Annotated in this window: 12 protein-coding genes; 7 read left to right on the top strand and 5 right to left on the bottom strand. The window is 67.7% G+C overall.

What is annotated here, in order from left to right; translation table 11 throughout:
- Positions 1-453: 453 nt before the first annotated feature.
- Positions 454-1,866 (top strand): DEAD/DEAH box helicase, encoded by a 1,413-nt coding sequence (locus ABE543_RS17695; RefSeq protein WP_065175363.1) that lies wholly within the window; start codon positions 454-456, stop codon positions 1,864-1,866.
- A gap of 113 nt (positions 1,867-1,979) precedes the next feature.
- On the opposite strand, the gene ABE543_RS17700 is transcribed toward ABE543_RS17695, so the two are convergent.
- Positions 1,980-4,574 carry a M14 family zinc carboxypeptidase gene (locus tag ABE543_RS17700; protein WP_346475959.1) on the bottom strand — a complete coding sequence of 865 codons (2,595 nt, stop codon included), beginning with the start codon at positions 4,572-4,574 and terminating at the stop codon, positions 1,980-1,982.
- A 73-nt stretch (positions 4,575-4,647) separates the two neighbouring features.
- Positions 4,648-7,287 carry a TonB-dependent receptor gene (locus ABE543_RS17705; protein WP_197600654.1) on the bottom strand — a complete coding sequence of 880 codons (2,640 nt, stop codon included), beginning with the start codon at positions 7,285-7,287 and terminating at the stop codon, positions 4,648-4,650.
- Between the two features lie 193 nt (positions 7,288-7,480).
- Between ABE543_RS17705 and queD the strand changes: the two genes are divergently transcribed.
- Together queD and ABE543_RS17715 are read left to right on the top strand one after the other, a co-directional pair.
- Positions 7,481-7,843 carry a 6-carboxytetrahydropterin synthase QueD gene (gene queD / locus ABE543_RS17710; RefSeq protein ID WP_065175366.1) on the top strand — a complete coding sequence of 121 codons (363 nt, stop codon included), beginning with the start codon at positions 7,481-7,483 and terminating at the stop codon, positions 7,841-7,843.
- Between the two features lie 115 nt (positions 7,844-7,958).
- Entirely contained in the window at positions 7,959-8,312 is a 354-nt protein-coding gene (locus tag ABE543_RS17715; RefSeq protein ID WP_065175367.1) for a phasin family protein, read from the top strand.
- Positions 8,313-8,775: 463 nt separating this feature from the next.
- On the opposite strand, the gene ABE543_RS17720 is transcribed toward ABE543_RS17715, so the two are convergent.
- A complete protein-coding gene (locus ABE543_RS17720) occupies positions 8,776-10,251 on the bottom strand; it encodes a HAMP domain-containing sensor histidine kinase (RefSeq protein ID WP_053518293.1) in 1,476 nt (491 codons plus the stop codon).
- Positions 10,248-10,967 carry a response regulator transcription factor gene (locus ABE543_RS17725; RefSeq protein ID WP_346475960.1) on the bottom strand — a complete coding sequence of 240 codons (720 nt, stop codon included), beginning with the start codon at positions 10,965-10,967 and terminating at the stop codon, positions 10,248-10,250. The genes ABE543_RS17720 and ABE543_RS17725 overlap by 4 nt, the downstream gene beginning before the upstream one ends.
- A gap of 141 nt (positions 10,968-11,108) precedes the next feature.
- Here ABE543_RS17725 and msrB point away from each other — a divergent pair, with 141 nt between their 5' ends.
- The 4 genes from msrB (at position 11,109) to ABE543_RS17745 (ending at position 15,804) form a co-directional block, all read left to right on the top strand.
- On the top strand, positions 11,109-11,687 hold the full coding sequence (msrB, locus tag ABE543_RS17730) for a peptide-methionine (R)-S-oxide reductase MsrB (protein ID WP_053518289.1): 579 nt from the start codon (positions 11,109-11,111) through the stop codon (positions 11,685-11,687).
- Positions 11,687-13,456 carry a cytochrome c biogenesis protein DipZ gene (locus ABE543_RS17735; protein ID WP_346475961.1) on the top strand — a complete coding sequence of 590 codons (1,770 nt, stop codon included), beginning with the start codon at positions 11,687-11,689 and terminating at the stop codon, positions 13,454-13,456. The genes msrB and ABE543_RS17735 overlap by 1 nt, the downstream gene beginning before the upstream one ends.
- A gap of 14 nt (positions 13,457-13,470) precedes the next feature.
- Positions 13,471-14,208 carry a peptide-methionine (S)-S-oxide reductase MsrA gene (gene msrA, locus ABE543_RS17740; RefSeq protein ID WP_346475962.1) on the top strand — a complete coding sequence of 246 codons (738 nt, stop codon included), beginning with the start codon at positions 13,471-13,473 and terminating at the stop codon, positions 14,206-14,208.
- Between the two features lie 153 nt (positions 14,209-14,361).
- Positions 14,362-15,804 (top strand): PLP-dependent aminotransferase family protein, encoded by a 1,443-nt coding sequence (locus tag ABE543_RS17745; protein ID WP_253119837.1) that lies wholly within the window; start codon positions 14,362-14,364, stop codon positions 15,802-15,804.
- A gap of 34 nt (positions 15,805-15,838) precedes the next feature.
- Here the strand turns inward: ABE543_RS17745 and bioD are convergent, their stop codons facing one another.
- The gene (gene bioD / locus ABE543_RS17750) at positions 15,839-16,525 is read right to left on the bottom strand and encodes a dethiobiotin synthase (RefSeq protein ID WP_053518282.1); all 687 of its coding nucleotides are present in this window, start codon (positions 16,523-16,525) and stop codon (positions 15,839-15,841) included.
- Positions 16,526-16,548 lie beyond the last annotated feature (23 nt).

Genomic DNA, 16,548 nt, shown 5'->3' on the forward strand with positions numbered 1-16,548 from the left:
GCGGGAGTGTCCGCGGCATGGATGCCGCGGCCAAGCCCCCAGGGACGGGTTTACGGCGTCTCCCGCAACCGGACCCACCCCGCCTACCTTCAGGAAGCCCGCTTTTGACGTTGACGTTGACGTGGCTTCGGCCTCTGCGGGTGCAGGGCGCAGCCCTGCAGAGAGAACCCTTACCTGAACAGGCCTTTTTGCGTGAAGTCTCAAACATCGTTTAGACTTGCGGAGTCTGCAGCGGCCGTCCGTTTCCCTCCGGGATCGCCGGCGACCAGGGTCCGCCCTCTTCGCCCGCCCCCACTCCGACGCCGTTCGTCACGCATTCCAGCCTGCGCTTCGTGCCGGCTGCACCCAATTCTCGCAGCGCGGTTCACGGGAACGCTCCGAGTCAGCTGATCAGTTTGATCTGCCCCCGTCTGTCCATTCGGACAGGCGTTTCTTGTACTTGGAGCACACTCGATGTCTTTTGAATCGCTGGGCCTGGCGCCCTTCCTGCTGCGTGCGCTGGCCGAGCAGGGCTACGAAAACCCGACCCCGATCCAGCAGCAGGCGATCCCGCTGGCGCTGGCCGGTCGCGACCTGCTGGCCGGCGCACAGACCGGCACCGGCAAGACCGCAGCCTTCGGCCTGCCGCTGCTGCAGCATCTGGGCACCGCGCCGCAGGAAGTGCGTGGCGGTGGCCCGCGCAAGCCGCGCGCACTGATCCTGGCCCCGACCCGCGAGCTGGCCACCCAGGTGCATGACAGCCTGCGCGGCTACAGCAAGTATCTGCGCATCCCCAGCGCCTGCATCTACGGCGGCGTCGGCATGGGCAACCAGCTGGACATCCTGCGCCGTGGCGTGGACCTGCTGGTGGCCTGCCCGGGCCGCCTGATCGATCACCTGGAGCGTCGCAGCATCGACCTGTCCGGCATCGAACTGCTGGTGCTGGACGAAGCCGACCGCATGCTGGACATGGGCTTCCTGCCGTCGATCAAGCGCATCCTGGCCAAGCTGCCCAAGCAGAACCGTCAGACCCTGCTGTTCTCGGCCACGTTCGAAGACAACATCCGCCAGCTGGCGCTGGAGTTCATGCGCAACCCGGAACAGATCCAGGTGACGCCGAAGAACACCGTGGCCGAGACCATCACCCATCGCGTGCATCCGGTCGACGCCGGCCGCAAGCGCGACCTGCTGCTGCACCTGCTGGCGCAGGACAGCCGTGAGCAGACCCTGGTGTTCGCCCGGACCAAGCACGGCAGCGACAAGCTGGCCGCGTTCCTGGAGAAGTCGGGCATCAAGACCGCGGCGATCCATGGCAACAAGAGCCAGGGCCAGCGGCTGCGTGCGCTGGGTGACTTCAAGGCCGGTCGCGTGACCGTGCTGGTGGCCACCGACATCGCGGCACGCGGCATCGACATCAACGAGCTGCCGAAGGTGATCAACTTCGACCTGCCGATGGTCGCAGAGGATTACGTGCACCGCATCGGCCGTACCGGCCGCAACGGCTCCACCGGCCAGGCGATCTCGCTGGTGGCGCAGGACGAGGTCAAGCTGCTGCGCGCAATCGTGCGCCTGCTCGGACGCGACATGGACATCCGCGATGTGCCGGGCTTCGAGCTGCAGGTGCCGATCCGCTGGGGCAACAGTGCACCGGGCAAGGCCGAGCACGACACCGGCGAGCGCGCCCCGCGCAAGAGCCATGCGCGTCGTCCGCACGGCGATGCGCCGCGCCATGCCCACGCCGGCCCGAAGAAGGCCGGTGGTGGCCGTCGTGAGGGCGGTGGCAACGGCCAGCAGCGTGCCGGCGCTGGTCAGGGCCAGCGTCGTGGCGGAGGCGGCAACGGCGGTGGTCGTGGCCGCGGCCAGGGCGGCGGCGGTCGCGCCGGCTGATCCTCACTGACAGGAATGAGGGCGTCCCACTGCGCGGGAGGCCTTACATCGGGGACGGCGCTGGCGCGCCGTCCCTTTTTGTTGCCCGCGCATCAATCAAGGCGCCAGACGCCTCATCCGCGTGCTTTCGCCGGATTCGCCAGATTCCCGAAGAAGATCGCATTGATCAGCAGTCGATCCGTGCCATGCCAGTACTTGCGGTGTGCCGGATCATCGGCGAACAGCAGCACGTTGCCCTTTCCCTGGGCCGACACCAGCAGCCACGCACTGCCTGCCACCCGCGCACGATTGCGCTCGGACAGGTAACCGTTGACCCGGGGTGACGCGTCGATGCGCACCACCGTCGAGAACGGATTCGCACTCGGCTGCAGCGTCACGCTGTTTTCCTTGTTCACCGCCAGCTGCCGGCCCGGCACGCCGAACGCCAGGGGATGGCTGGTATCGACATCGGCGCTGAGGATGTTGCCGCTCACCCGCTCGATCGCAGCGATGTCGCGCTGGTCACCGAAGGCGCGACGGTTTTCGTCGCCGGCCTCTTCGTCCTTGCCGGTCTTCTCGCCATCGGCGAGCTTCTGTTCGATCGCCCACTTCGACGCGCTGCCATAGGTCACCAGCGAGCCGCCGGCCTGCACCCAGCGCTTCAGTGCGGCCACGGCAGTCGCATCGACACTGTTGTAGGTGCCACCGGACAACACGAGGGTGGTGTAGCGATCCAGCGGAACCTTGCCCAGCTGCTGCGGATCCAGCTTGCTGGCCGGCAGGTGCAGGTGCTGGTCCAGCAGGAACCAGGCCGATCCGATCTCGGTGGCCGCCACGCCTTCGCCCATCACCAGTGCCACGGCCGGCTTGCGCAGTGCCTTCACGCCATCGCTGCCGAGATCGATGCCCTCGCGGCTGCGGCCACTCGACAACGCATGCACCTGTACGCCTGAAGCACGTGCCGCCGCGGCCACCGCGTCGAGCAGGGCCGCCCCCTGCAGTGGCTGGCCGGCGACCGGAACGACGATGCTGCCAGCCGCGAAAGCCACATCGCCCTGTGCGGTTCCGGCGGTGAACGGCTGGAATGCAGCGCGGGCGGCCAGTCCCCTGCCCTGCAGCTCGGCCAGCGCACGGCTGGCGTTGTAGTCACGCCAGTCGATGGCATAGGCGAACCCCGCCTGGCCGCCGACGACCGCGCCCTGCAGCGGTGGCAGCTCGCTCACCTGTGCACCGCCGTCGATGCGGCTGCGGCTGCCGGCGAAGGCCACGCCGTAGGCCGGCGCGATGGCGTAGCTGGTGCTGCCATAGAACACGTCGCCCTTGATCGGCGGCGTCTCGGCGAAGATCGAGTGCACCAGGCGGAACTGCGCCTGCTGCACGGGCACGACATAGGCACTGCCGGCCTGGAAGCGCTTCCCCTCGACGGTGACATCGCGATCCAGCGCGCGTACCTCGATCCGGTGCAGGAGCAGCAGTTCAAGCAGGCGCCGGGTCAACGCCGGATCATGCGCGTCGCCGAACACGAAGGTCTTCTGCGGCTGCTGCGCGGCCTGCTTCAATGCGCTCTGGAAGAAGGTCTTCTGCAGGTCGAACAGGCCACTGCGCTCGGCCACCGCACCGCGCACCGTGCCCAGGCCGGTGGCGACCTGATTGCGGATGGTGAACGGGAAGGTCAGCAGCCCGTTCACCGACTCCTGCACCCGTCCCCGCGAACTGGCCTGCTCGACGGTGACACCGACCGCGCCATGGAAGTCCGGATAGGTCGAGCCATACACCGGCGAGAAGTTGTCGAAGTTCTCCCCCGTGTAGTACAGCGACCCCAGTGCGTCCAGCGCCTGTGCGTGGTACGTGGCCAGCGTCCTGTTGAACTCGTAGGAGGCGGCCGGGATCAACGGGCTGTGCATGCTCTTCGGCGAAGGCTCGAAGTAGTACGTGCTGTCCTTGCCCATCTCGTGGAAGTCGATCTGCACGTTCGGGTACCACTGGTGGAAGGCGGCCACCTTCGGCCGCGAATCCTGCTGGGTCAGCGCCAGCCAGTCGCGGTTGAGATCGGTGAAGTAATGGTTGGTGCGGCCCTGCGGGAACGGCTCGACATGCTCCTTGTCAGCCGGATCGGCCGAGGCCGGGTCCGATGCCCAGGCGTTGTGCCAGTTGGCGGCACGGTCGCGTCCGTCCGGATTCTGCGCCGGGTCGAACAGCACCACCGCCTGCTGCAGCCATTGCTGGGTTTCACTGCTGCGATTGGCCACCAGGTAATACGCGGTGAGCATCGCCGCTTCGCCGCTGGAGGTTTCATTGCCGTGCACACTGTAGCCCAGCCAGACCACCACCGGGCTGTCACCGGCTGCGCTGCGCGGTTGTGCCGGATCGACCAGGGTCGCGTGCTGCTGGCGGATCTGTTCCAACCGCGCCTGGTTGCTGGCCGCGGTGATGGTGGCAATCAGCAGGGGGCGGCCTTCATAGCTGCGTCCAATGTGCTGGACGCGGATCCTGTCCGAATGCCTGGCCAGTTCCTCGAAATAGGCGACCAACTGGTCGTGGCGGGTGTAGCGGCTGCCGATCGGATAGCCGAGGAACTGCTCCGGCGTGGGAATGGCGCTGTCGAACGCGCCGGCCTCGCTGGCCTGCGGGAAGAAATAGGCGCTCTGCGCCTGCGCGGACAACGCGGGGAACACTGCGCTGGCAGCGGCGATCAGCAACGGAAGAACGGCACGGCGGTGGAAGGACACGGTGACTCCCCGGAAACAGGACGGCAGAGGGCAACGTGGCCGGTCACGGCAGGTGACCGGCCACGGCGGTGGATCAGAAGCGGTAGTCGAAGCCCAGCGTGAAGTAGCGACCCCGCAGGTCGTACTGGGTGAAGTCATACGGCGCACGGATGCCCGGGAACGACGCATCGTAGGGCGGCGTCTTGTCACCCAGGTTCTGCACCTTGGCGTACAGGGTCAGGCTGTCGATGCCGGTGTACCCCAGGTACAGGTCGTACTGGCTGTAGCTGCCGACACGCTGCTGCACGGCCTTGGCGGCGGTACTGGCTTCCTGCCGATAGCTGCTGGTGTAGTACCAGGTCACCGCCGCGTTGAAGTCGCCGTACTTCCAGTCCAGCGTGGTGGTGGCCTTGTCCTTGGGCAGGGTGGCGCCGAGGTTGCTGCCGGCGTAGTCGACCAGGGGCCCACCGACCACGGTCGGACGGCGGTAGTCACGGACGTGGGTGTAGGCCGAAGACAGGGTGAAATCTCCCAGGCGCGCCGTCGGAATGCGCTGGCGCAGTTCCACGTCGATGCCCGATGTCTTCAGCTCGCTCAGGTTCTGGTAGCGGTTGTAGACGGCCTGCAGCTTGCCGCGCTCATCGCGCTGCACGGCACCGGCAACGTTGTCGTTGATCAGCGTCTGCGTGTTGTTGGTGCCGACCAGGTTGTCGAGCTGGATACGGTAGTAGTCGACACTCAGATTGGTGTTCGCCCACGGTGACAGCACCACGCCGAAGTTCACGCTCCTGGTGCGCTCCGGCTTCAGGTCACTGTTGCCCACGGTGAAGAACGTCGGGCTCTGCCGCGAGCCCGGCACATCCGGGTCGCGCGGATCGACCACGCTGCCGTAGGAGATGCTGGTGCTGTTGGAGTTCTCCGACAGCGAGGGCGCACGGAAGCCCTTCGAGGCCGACGCGCGCACCAGCAGGAAGTCCAGCGGTTGCCAGCGCAGTCCGAGCTTCGGCGAGAACGCATCGCCGAAGTCATCGTAGTGATCGGCACGCGCAGCGGCGGACAGTTCCAGGGTCGAGGCCAGCGGCACGTTCACTTCCGCGTACGCAGCGCTGACCTGGCGCTCGCCGTGCACCTCGGCGATGGCCGGACGCACCTGCAGGCCGGCATCGATCTGCCAGGGGTTGTTCGAATCGAGCTTCTCGCGGCGCCACTCGGCGCCAGCGGCAAAGCCGATGTCACCGGCCCAGGTGCGGCCCAGGCTTCCCGAGATCTTCGCATCGACACCCTGCAGCTTCGATTCGGCCGGACGCAGCGTGGCGATGTTGATCGCATCACGCACCGACTGCGGGGTGGCCGCCGGGTCGAGCAGATTGTAGCTGCCGCTGGCCAGCGCATCGGCCAGCGCCCAGCGGTTGGCGAAGCCGCCCGAGACGGTCTCACGCTCGCTGCTGCGCGCGCCGAACGCCGCCACTTCCCAGTCCCAGTTGGCGGTGGTGCCGCGCAGGCCGAACACGCCGCGATAGGCGGTGGAGCGGTTGGTCTTGATGGTGCCGCCGAGATCGAAGAACGTGTACTCGATCGGCACGGCACGCCCGTAGGGATTGTACGGATTGCCCGCCGGCAGCTGCGACGACACCGGCTCGGCCAGGCCGGTCTCGGCATTCAGGGCGAAGCGGCCGCTTTCCAGGGTGAAGAACGGGCTGCTGCCGAACCAGGCCGCGCTCTTGATCTGGCTGTACAGCACTTCACCGAACGCTTCGACGTTGTCGCCCAGGCGGAAGGTGCCGTTGGCATAGGCCTGGTAGCGCTTCGTGGATGGAATCAGCGTGGTGTACGGCGCTTGGTTGAAGCCGCAGGTGTCGCCAGCCAGGCCGTCGATCGGAGCGCTCGCAACGCGCGTGGTCCCGGTGGGGCAGTTGCCGTTGGCGTCGAGCATCGGCACCGACACGCCATTGATCAGATAGCGCGCACCCTTGGCTGACCAGCCGTTCCAGCGCCCGCCCGGCAGGTCGGTGTAGATGCCGCTCTTGGTCAGATCGCGCTCGTCCTGGTCCAGGCGATCGCGGTTGTAGCCCTGCAGACTGAACAGGATGTTGTAGCCATCGCTGTCCAGATCACCGAGGCCACCGACGAACTTCAGGTTCTGCTCGCGCAGGCCCCCTTGGTCGGCGCCTCCGAAGCTGCCACCGATCTCGGCACCTTCGAAGTTCTGGCGGGTGATGATGTTGACCACGCCGGCCACGGCATCGGAGCCGTACACCGCCGAAGCACCATCCTTGAGCACTTCGATGCGCTCGACCGCGACCAGCGGCAGGGTATTGAGGTCGACGAAGGTATCGGACAGGCCACCGGCCGGGAAGCCGTAGTTCGCCACGCGACGGCCGTTGAGCAGCACCAGTGTGTTCTTCGGAGACAGGCCGCGCAGGCCGATGCTGGCCGAGCCGGAGGCCCAGCCGTTGTTGGTGGTCTCGTTGTTGGCATTGCCGGTGTTGGCGGAGATCGAGCGCAGCACATCGGCGACGGTGGCCTTGCCGGTCTGTTCCAGCTGCTGGCGGCCGATCACCTGCACCGGGTTGGACGCCTCGGTATCGGCGCGCTTGATGTTGGAACCGGTGACGCGGACGGCGGCCAGGGTACTGGCTTCGCCACTGGCGGCAGCGGTGGTTTCGGCGGCGGCGGACAATGGCGCGGCCAGAGCGGCGGCCAGGGCCGCCACGAGCAGGGTGTGCTGGGGCATGACGATGTGTGGGGTGGTGGTAGGGCGACGAAGTTCCGCAGTAATCCATGACTGGCCGGGGCCCGACCAATAACATCTCTTCATACGGATATAAGAGAAGCTAACATCTCTTCATCCGGATGGAAATAGTCACTCCGCTTCGAGGCCGGCGCGATCCCGGTCGGATGCGACAGCAGCGGCGTACAATCCGCTCATGGAAATCTTCAAAGTCTTCATGCTTGAGGCGGCCCACCGCCTCCCGAACGTACCGCCGGGGCACAAGTGCGCGCGCCTGCATGGCCACTCCTTCCGGGTGGAACTGAAGGTCGAGGGCGAACCCGGCGCGCAGACCGGCTGGATCATGGATTTCGGGGACGTGAAGGCGGCCTTCCAGCCGATCTACGAACGCCTGGATCACCACTACCTCAATGACATCCCCGGCCTGGAAAACCCGACCAGCGAGAACCTGGCGGTGTGGATATGGAACGAACTCAAGCCCGCGCTGCCGGCGCTGAGCGAGATCACGGTCCACGAGACCTGCACCTCCGGCTGCCGGTACCGGGGCCCCAGCACCTGAACAACTCATTGATATCTAAAGATTTCTAAAGGCGCCTTGGGAGCCTTTATGATTTTTGTTGCAATGCGGCATCATCGGCGTATGCTGCAATGCATCAAGTCCTTTCCTGACGCCCATGACCGCCGCCTTCAGCGATCGCTTCAGTGATGCCACCCGCCAGCTGGCCGCCGCCGCAACGCGCGCGAACCGGTTGGCGCTGGAGAACGCTGAAAGCATGTTCGGCGTGCAGCTGAAGGCACTGGAACGCAACCTGACCGCGACGGGCGGCTGGCTCGGCGAGCTGGCACGAAGCGAAGATCCGGCCGGATTGCTGTCGCAGGGCGCTCAGCTGTGGCAGGACAACCTGCAGCGGTTTGGGCAGGCCCAGCAGGACGTGGTCGGTCTTGGCCTGCTGGCTGGACGCTCCTGGTCCGAGCTGGTGCAGGGCTACAACGAATCAACAGCGGACGCGACCGGCCACACGCCCTGACGCGACGCTTTCGCTCATTGCATGGGTCCCTCCCCCCATGCAATCCGGACCCGGCAGATCCCTCCCTCTGCCGGGTCTTTTTTTATTCCTCGCCTGCGTGCAGATGCGCGTCTTCGCCCGAGCGGATCGCGAGCGCAAAGGCCTCGCGCCGGCCGGCAACGTGTGGGCAAATGTCCCCCGGCGCCGGCCTGTGGCCATCGCCTCCTCCTTTACTTTGCCCACACGCTGCCGACCACCACGATGCTCGGCTTGCGGCGCGTAGTGCCGTCGCTTCCGCACCTCTGCGCACCGATAACCCTGCACGCCGGGCGGCTGCCCTTGTGGGCGAAGTCAAGGAGGAGGGGACGGCCACCGGCCGGCACCGGGGGACATTCGCACGCAAGGGCATCCGCCCGGCGCCACACGGAAAAACGCACATACGTGCGCACAGAGGCAAACACCGCCACCCGGAAACCAGCTGCGCCTAGGCCACCGCCGCCGACTCCGCCCGCGGCAGCTCGAACACGAACGTCGCCCCTGCCTCACTGTCGCGCAGCGCGATGCTGCGGCCATGCAGCTGCACGATACGCTGCACGATCAGCAGCCCCAGGCCACCGTTCTCGCCCCGTCGCGCCCCCAACGCAGCAGGCGCCTGGAACAGCTGCGCACGCACCGCAGCAGCAACGCCGGGACCGTCATCAGAGACGATCACCTCCACGCTGTCAGCCACCGCGCGCAGCCGCACCTCGATCCGCCCTCCCTCCGGCGCATGGCGCAGGGCGTTGTCGAGCAGGTTGGTCAGCACCCGCTCCACCAGACCCAGGTCCGCACGTACCAACGGCAACCCCTGCGGAAAATCCGCGTGCAACTGCTGGCCGCGCGCCTGCGCCGCCAGCTCGAACTTCTGCAGCACGTCCTGCAGCAGCTCGGGCAGCGCGAACACCTCCCACTCCAGCCGCACCTCGCCGTGTTCCAGGCGTGCCAGCTCGAACAGCGCGCGCGCCAATCGCCCGACCTTCGCACTCTGCGCCAGGGCAATACCCAGATAGCGCCGGCGCTCCTCCGGCGACAGCGTCGCGTCCTTCAACGCCATCGTCTCAAGGTAGCCATGCAGTGAAGACAGCGGCGTGCGCAGATCATGCGAAATGTTGGCCACCAGCTCGCGCCGCTGCAGGTCCTGCTGGCGCAGCTGCTGCCACTGCTCACCCAACCGCTGCGCCATCTGCGCATGTGCATGTTCGAGGATGACCAGTTCATCGCGCTCACCCGGCCGCAGCGGGCCGGGCGGCGGCAGCGGCGTCGGCGCATCGATGTCGAATGCCTGGATGCGACGTGTCAGGCGGCGCAGCGGCCGGGTCACCCAGTAGAACGCCACCAGGCCGGCCAGCAGGCCCAGGCTGCCCACCAGCATCACCGACCACAAAGTGGTGTTCCACTGGTTGCTGGCGGCGAGGTCGTCGGCGAGCATCTGCCGGTGCTCGCCCACCAGCACCACGTAGACGTAGCCGGCCTGCCGCCCCTGCACCACCAGCGGCGCCACGCTGAACACCTTGCGACCCTCGCTGCTGCGCGGATCGTCGCCCAGGATCGGCAGGGGCGCGCCCGCCAGCAGACGGCGCAGCGGTGCCACGTCCACGCGGTTGCGCATCAAGTGCCCGCTGGGTGCGTCGTGGCCGAGAATGCGACCCTGGTCGTCCAGCAGGTACACCTCGACGCTGGGGTTGACCGCCATCAGTTGCCCGAACAGCGCACGCACCGCCGCATCGCGCATGCCGCTGGTATCCATCAGCTCACTGCGCTGCGCGATGTGCTCGGCCAGCCCCAGCGACAGCCGCTGCACGACTTCCTGCTCGTGCCGTGTGTTCGAGCGCATCTGCAGCGCCAGCAGCGCCATGCAGCACGTCAGCATCAGCGCCGCGATCACCGCGGCCAGCTTCTGCCACAGGTTCGGCCGGATCATGCCGCCGCTCCGGCCGGGTCCACCAGCTTGTAGCCCCGGCCCCAGACCGTCAGCAGCCGCCGCGGGTTGGCCGGATCGGTTTCGATCTTGCTGCGCAGGCGGTTGATATGGGTATTGACCGTATGCTCATAGCCATCGTGCTGGTAGCCCCAGACCTGGTTGAGCAGTTCCATCCGCGCGAACACCTGGCCGGGATGGCGCGCGAAGAACAGCAGCAGGTCGAACTCGCGCGGCGTCAGTTCCAGCGGCCTGCCATCCACGTCGGCAGTACGCGCGACCGGATCCAGCTGCAGTCCTCCCAGCTCGATGGCACCGGCATCGATGCGCGCGTTCTGCGCCATGGCCTCGGCGCGACGCAGCAGGGCACGCACGCGCGCGACCAGCTCCGGCATGGAGAATGGCTTGGCCAGATAATCGTCGGCGCCGAGTTCCAGGCCGACGATGCGCTGGGTTTCGCTGCCGCGTGCACTGATGATGATGATCGGGACATAGCGCGCCATCGCCCGTGCGCGCTGGCAGACCTGCAGGCCATCGACACCGGGCAGCATCACGTCCAGCACCAGCGCGTCCCACGGGCCTTCCTGTTCGAGCAGGCGCAGCCCGCCATCACCGCTGTCGGCGTGGGCGACCTCATACCCCTCATCGCCCAGGTGCATGCGCAGCAGGTCGGCGATGTGGGCATCGTCTTCAACGATCAGGACACGTTTCGCGGACATCGGCAGCTCGGGCCAAGGGAGGCTGAGCGCATTGTGGCGCGGGATCGCCGCCGATACCTCACGAAAAATTGAATCCTGCGTGAGGATTCGTTGACCGGAGCAGGCGCAGCATGGCCCCGTCGCCCCTTCCCGGAGTCCGCCATGCCCCTCACCCGCCGTCATCTGCTGGGTCTGGGCGGTATCGCCACCACCGCCGGCCTCCTCGGTCTCGGGGCCTGCAGCCGCGCCGCGCCAGCGGCAGCAGAAACGCGCCCTGCGCGACAGTTCGAGATCATGCGCAGTGATGCTGACTGGCGCCAGCGGCTGACCCCGGCCCAGTACGCAGTGCTGCGCCAGCAGGCGACCGAACGCCCTTGGAGCAGCCCGCTCAACAAAGAACACCGGCAAGGCACGTTCACCTGTGCCGGCTGTGCGCTGCCGCTGTTCTCTTCGTCCACCAAGTTCGAGAGCGGTACTGGCTGGCCCAGCTTCTGGGCACCGTTGCACAACGCTATCGGTGAGGACCGCGACGTCACCTTTGGCATGCTGCGGGTGGAAGTGCATTGCCGCCGCTGCGGCGGCCATCTGGGCCATGTCTTCAACGACGGCCCACGCCCTACCGGCCTGCGCTACTGCATGAACGGCGCGGCGCTGGCCTTCCAGCCCGGACCTGCTGCGCATGACAGCGATGCGGGCTGGCGCGTGCCGGTGGGATCGTCCCCTGCTTCTGGAGCCCGATGATGCTGCTGTTGCTGCTTGCCTATCTTGGCGGTGTGCTGACCCTGCTCAGCCCCTGCATCCTGCCGGTGCTGCCGTTCGTATTCGCGCGTGCTGACCGCCCGTTCCTGCGCAGCACCCTGCCGCTGCTGCTGGGCATGGCGCTGACCTTCACCCTCGTCGCCAGCCTGGCGGCGGTCGGCAGCCAGTGGGTGGCGCAGGCCAACCAGATCGGTCGCTGGATCGCCCTGCTGCTGATGGCGCTGTTCGCGGTGGCGTTGCTGTGGCCCGCACTGGCAGACCATCTGCTGGCGCCGTTGCAGCGTGTCGGCGCGCGGTTGAGCGCACGCGCGGACGCTGCCGATGCCGCCGGGCGCGGCGGTGCCTGGACGTCGCTGCTGATCGGCATCGCCACCGGCCTGCTGTGGGCCCCGTGCGCGGGCCCGATCCTTGGCCTGGTACTGACCGGGGCTGCGCTGCATGGCGCCAGCGCCAGCACCAGTACGCTGCTGCTTGCCTACGCGCTGGGTGCGGTCACCGCGCTGGCATTGGCGGTCTGGATCGGCGGCCGGGTGTTCCGCGCCCTGCAGGCACGGCTGGGGCTGGGCAATCTGCTCCGCCGCGTGCTCGGCGTCGCTGCGCTGCTGGCGGTCGTGGCCATTGCCCTGGGCTGGGACACCGGCCTGCTGACCCGGCTGTCCACCGTCAGCACCGCGCGTATCGAGCAGGGCCTGCTCGATGCGGTACCCGGCGCGCAGCCTTCCGCTCCACCGATGATGATGATGGGCCCGGCCACTGCAGGCAGCGAGGCACCGCTGCCGGTGGAAGGCACGCTGCCCGCCCTGGACGGCGCCACCGGCTGGCTCAACAGCCCACCGCTGGACGCCGCCCAACTGCGCGGCAAGGTGGTTCTGATCGACTTCTGGACCTATTCCTGCATCAACTGCCTGCGTGCGATGCCGTTCGTGCACGAGTGGCAGCGGCGCTACCGCGATCACGGCCTGGTGGTGATCGGTGTGCACACCCCCGAGTTCGCCTTCGAACGCGACCCGCGCAACGTCATGAAGGCCGTGCAGCAGTTGAAGGTCGACTATCCCGTCGCGCTGGACAACCAGTACGCGATCTGGCGTGCGTTCAACAACCGCTACTGGCCCGCCCACTACTTCGTCGATGCGCAGGGCAACATCCGCGGCCATCAGTTCGGCGAAGGCAACTATGCGCGTTCGGAGCAGGTGATCCGCCACCTGCTGGCCGAAGCCGGCCAGACCCGGCTGCCACCGCCGGCCGATCCGGCCGCAGCGGACCTGAAGGGCGTGGCCGCGCAGGCGGACATGGGCAACCTGCGCTCGCCGGAGACCTACCTGGGGCATGCGCGCGCCGAGCAGTTCGCCTCGCCAGGCGGGCAACGTGCGGACACGGCATTCGACTACGCGCTGCCACCCGCGCTGGCGCTGAACCAGTGGGGCCTGTCCGGCCGCTGGATCATCGACGACGAGGCGGCACGGCTGCAGCAGCCCGGAGGACGCATCGCCTTCCAGTTCCATGCCCGCGATCTGCATCTGGTGCTCGCGCCACGCCAGGACGGCACGCCGGTGCGCTTCCGCGTCTGGCTGGATGGTCGGCCGTTGCCCGCGGCCGACGCCGGCAGCGACGTTGGCAGCGATGGCAGCGGCGTGATCGACGAACACCGTCTGTACCAGCTGGTGCGCCAGCGCGGCGCCGTCGCGCCACACCGCTTCGAGATCGAATTCCTCGATGCCGGCGCCCAGGCCTACGCCTTCACCTTCGGTTGATCCGGGAGGACACGATGAAGATTTCGTTCGAACAGGGGATCGCCGCCGGCATTGCCGGGCTGGTCGCTACCGCACTGATTGCCGGGGTACTGCTGGTTGATCACGGTGCCATCGCCGCGCCGCTCGAGCGCAGCGCACAGGTGCAGGTGTTGCCTGCGCCCACCGGTGAAGCCGCATTCCGCGATGGCGGCACGCACGCCAGCGTAGTGTTTGCCGGCGGCTGCTTCTGGGGCGTGCAGGGCGTGTTCCAGCACGTCAAGGGCGTGAGCAACGCAGTCTCGGGCTACGTCGGCGGCAGCGCGGCGGATGCGCGCTATGAGCGTGTCAGCAGCGGACGCACCGGCCACGCCGAGGCGGTGAAGGTCGACTACGACCCGCGCCAGGTGAGCTACGGCCAGCTGATGCAGGTGTTCTTCTCGGTGGTGCATGACCCGACCCAGCTCGACCGGCAAGGCCCGGACCATGGCAGCCAGTACCGCTCGGCGATCTTCGTCGATGATCCCCGCCAGCAGGCGGCCAGCCGTGCCTACATCACCCAGCTGGGCCAGGCCGGAAGCTATCGCGCGCCCATCGTCACCCAGGTGGGGAGCGGCCAGCGCTTCTATCCGGCCGAGAGCTACCACCAGAACTACATGAGCAACTATCCGCAGGCCGCCTATATCCGCTACTACGACGCTCCGAAGCTGGCGGCACTGGGCAGGCAATTCCCTGCCCTGTATCGCCGGGATCCGGTGCTGGTGCCGATGCGTTGACTGCATGGTGCGCCAGCCCATGCAAAAAAAGGGGCGCGCGGCCATCCAGCCGCGCGCCCTTGAAATATCGGCGGGCACCGATCAGGCCCTGCCGACGAGGACATGCTAGGCTCGGAATCCTCATGGGTACAGCACCAGATGCGGCCGGAACCGATGGATACAGATCAACGCAGCAGCGCGTCCGCTCCTCGCTACCAGCGGCTGTCCGATGAGCTGGCCGAGGCCATCCAGGGAGGGCGCCTGCCGGTCGGCAGCCGCCTGCCATCGCTGCGGCAGATGGCAGCACAGCGTCAGCTCAGCCTCAATACGGTGATCGCCGCCTACCGCCAGCTGGAAGACGCCGGCCTGGTGGTTCCGCGGCCAAAGGCAGGTTTCGAAGTGGCGCCGCGACTGTCAGTGCCGCAACGGTCGCTGCGCGATGCGCCGTCGGCCCCCACCGCGCCGTTGCAGCAGGTGCTGATGGCACGCGTGCTGGAGGCGCAACGCCGTTCCGGGGTGATCGACCTCGCCTTCGCCGGGCCACGCGGGCGCCAGTTCTATCCTGGCGCCCAGCTGGCCCGGCACACCGCCCAGGTATTGCGCCACGGCCAGCAGACGGTCGAAACCTACGCACGCCCCAATGGCTCGCCGCGGCTGCTTGCGCAGATCGTGCGGCGCGGCCCGCGCATGGGCCTGCACACGCACAGCGATCGCCTGCTGCTGACCCACGGTGCGATGGAGGCGCTGCAGCTGGCACTGCGTGCGGTGACCCAGCCCGGCGATTCAGTGGGTATCGAAGCACCGTCGTACTTCAACCTGTATCCGCTGCTGGCCAACCTGGGCCTGCAGGCCATCGAACTGCCGACGCATCCGCAACAGGGCCTGGACGTCGATGCGTTGGAGGCGATGCTGGAGCACACACCGCTGGCCGCGCTGGTGCTGATGCCGACCGTGCACAATCCATTGGGCTGCACCATGCCGGTGGCGGCCAAGCAGCGTCTGGCCGAGCTGGTCAACGCGCGGCAGCTGCCGCTGATCGAGGATGCCGTGTACGCGGAACTGCAGTTCTGCGAGCCACCTGCGCCGCTGCTGAAGGCCTTTGACCGCGACGGCTGGGTGATGGTGGTCGGCGGTTTCTCGAAGACGCTGGCCCCGGACTATCGCATCGGCTGGCTCGACGGCGGGCGCTTCGCTGAACGCATCGCCCTGCTGAAGTTCCAGTCCACGGGCGGCGAGCCGCAGCTGCTGGGTGATGCCGTGGCCGCGTACCTGGAAGGGAGCGGATACGAACATCACCTGCACCGCATGCGACGCCTGTATCGCGAGCAGGTGGGACGGCTGCGCCAGCTCGTGGCCGAGCATTTCCCGCCTGGCACACGCGCCACGGAACCACAGGGTGGCTTCCTGCTGTGGCTGGAACTGCCGGGCGTGGACACCCGAGCACTGTTCGAGCGGGCGCTGGAAGAGGGCATCGTGTTCATGCCCGGCCAGGTGTATTCGCGCGGTCCGCGCTACCGGCACTGCCTGCGGCTGTCGTGCTGCCAGGCCTTCGACGCACGTTTCATCGCTGCCGTGGAGCGCCTGGGCGCCCTCGCGCGGGAGCTCGCGGCCGGTTGATCGCAGCGGGTCGCAGGCTCCGCTCTACGGGAACTCAGCCCTCATGCAGGTGCATCGCCAGGGCCTGAGCATCGGCGCCCGGCAGGTGCGGCAGCCGTCCCCAGCATGGCATCGGCAACCGCTGCACCAGCGTGGCCACGTTCTCGTCCTGGCGCTGCATGGCCGGATCGATGTGATTGCCGATCCAGCCCAGGCACTCCACGCCGCTGGCCTGCAAGGAGTGCGCGGTCAATCTCGCGTGGTTGACGCAGCCCAGCCGCAGGCCGACCACCAGCACGACCGGCAGACGCAGTGCCCGCACGATGTCGAGCTGGTCCAGGTGGACGGAGACCGGCGCCAGCCATCCCCCTACGCCTTCCACCACCACCACGTCGGCGGTGGCACGCAGGCGCTCGAACGCGGCGACGATCGGTGCCAGGGCGATGTCCACCCCGTCCTCGGCCGCCGCCAGTTCGGGAGCGATCGGCTGCCGCAGGGCATAGGGATTCACGTCGACGTAGTCCGGCACCGGCCGACTGGCCGCCTGCAGCGCCAGCGCATCCTCGTTGCGCAGGCCCTGCCCCAGATCCTGGCTGCCACTGGCCACAGGCTTCATTCCGACCGCTCGCAGGCCACGCCGGCGCAGGGCGTGCAGCAGCGCGGTGCTGGCCGCCGTCTTGCCGATCTCGGTATCGGTGCCGGTGACGAACAGCGCGGATGGCAGGGCAGCGGGCAACGGCATCAAAGGCTCCAGCGGGGCAACAG

This window comes from Stenotrophomonas sp. TWI169, assembly GCF_039674705.1.
In the GTDB taxonomy this organism is placed as follows: domain Bacteria; phylum Pseudomonadota; class Gammaproteobacteria; order Xanthomonadales; family Xanthomonadaceae; genus Stenotrophomonas; species Stenotrophomonas maltophilia_P.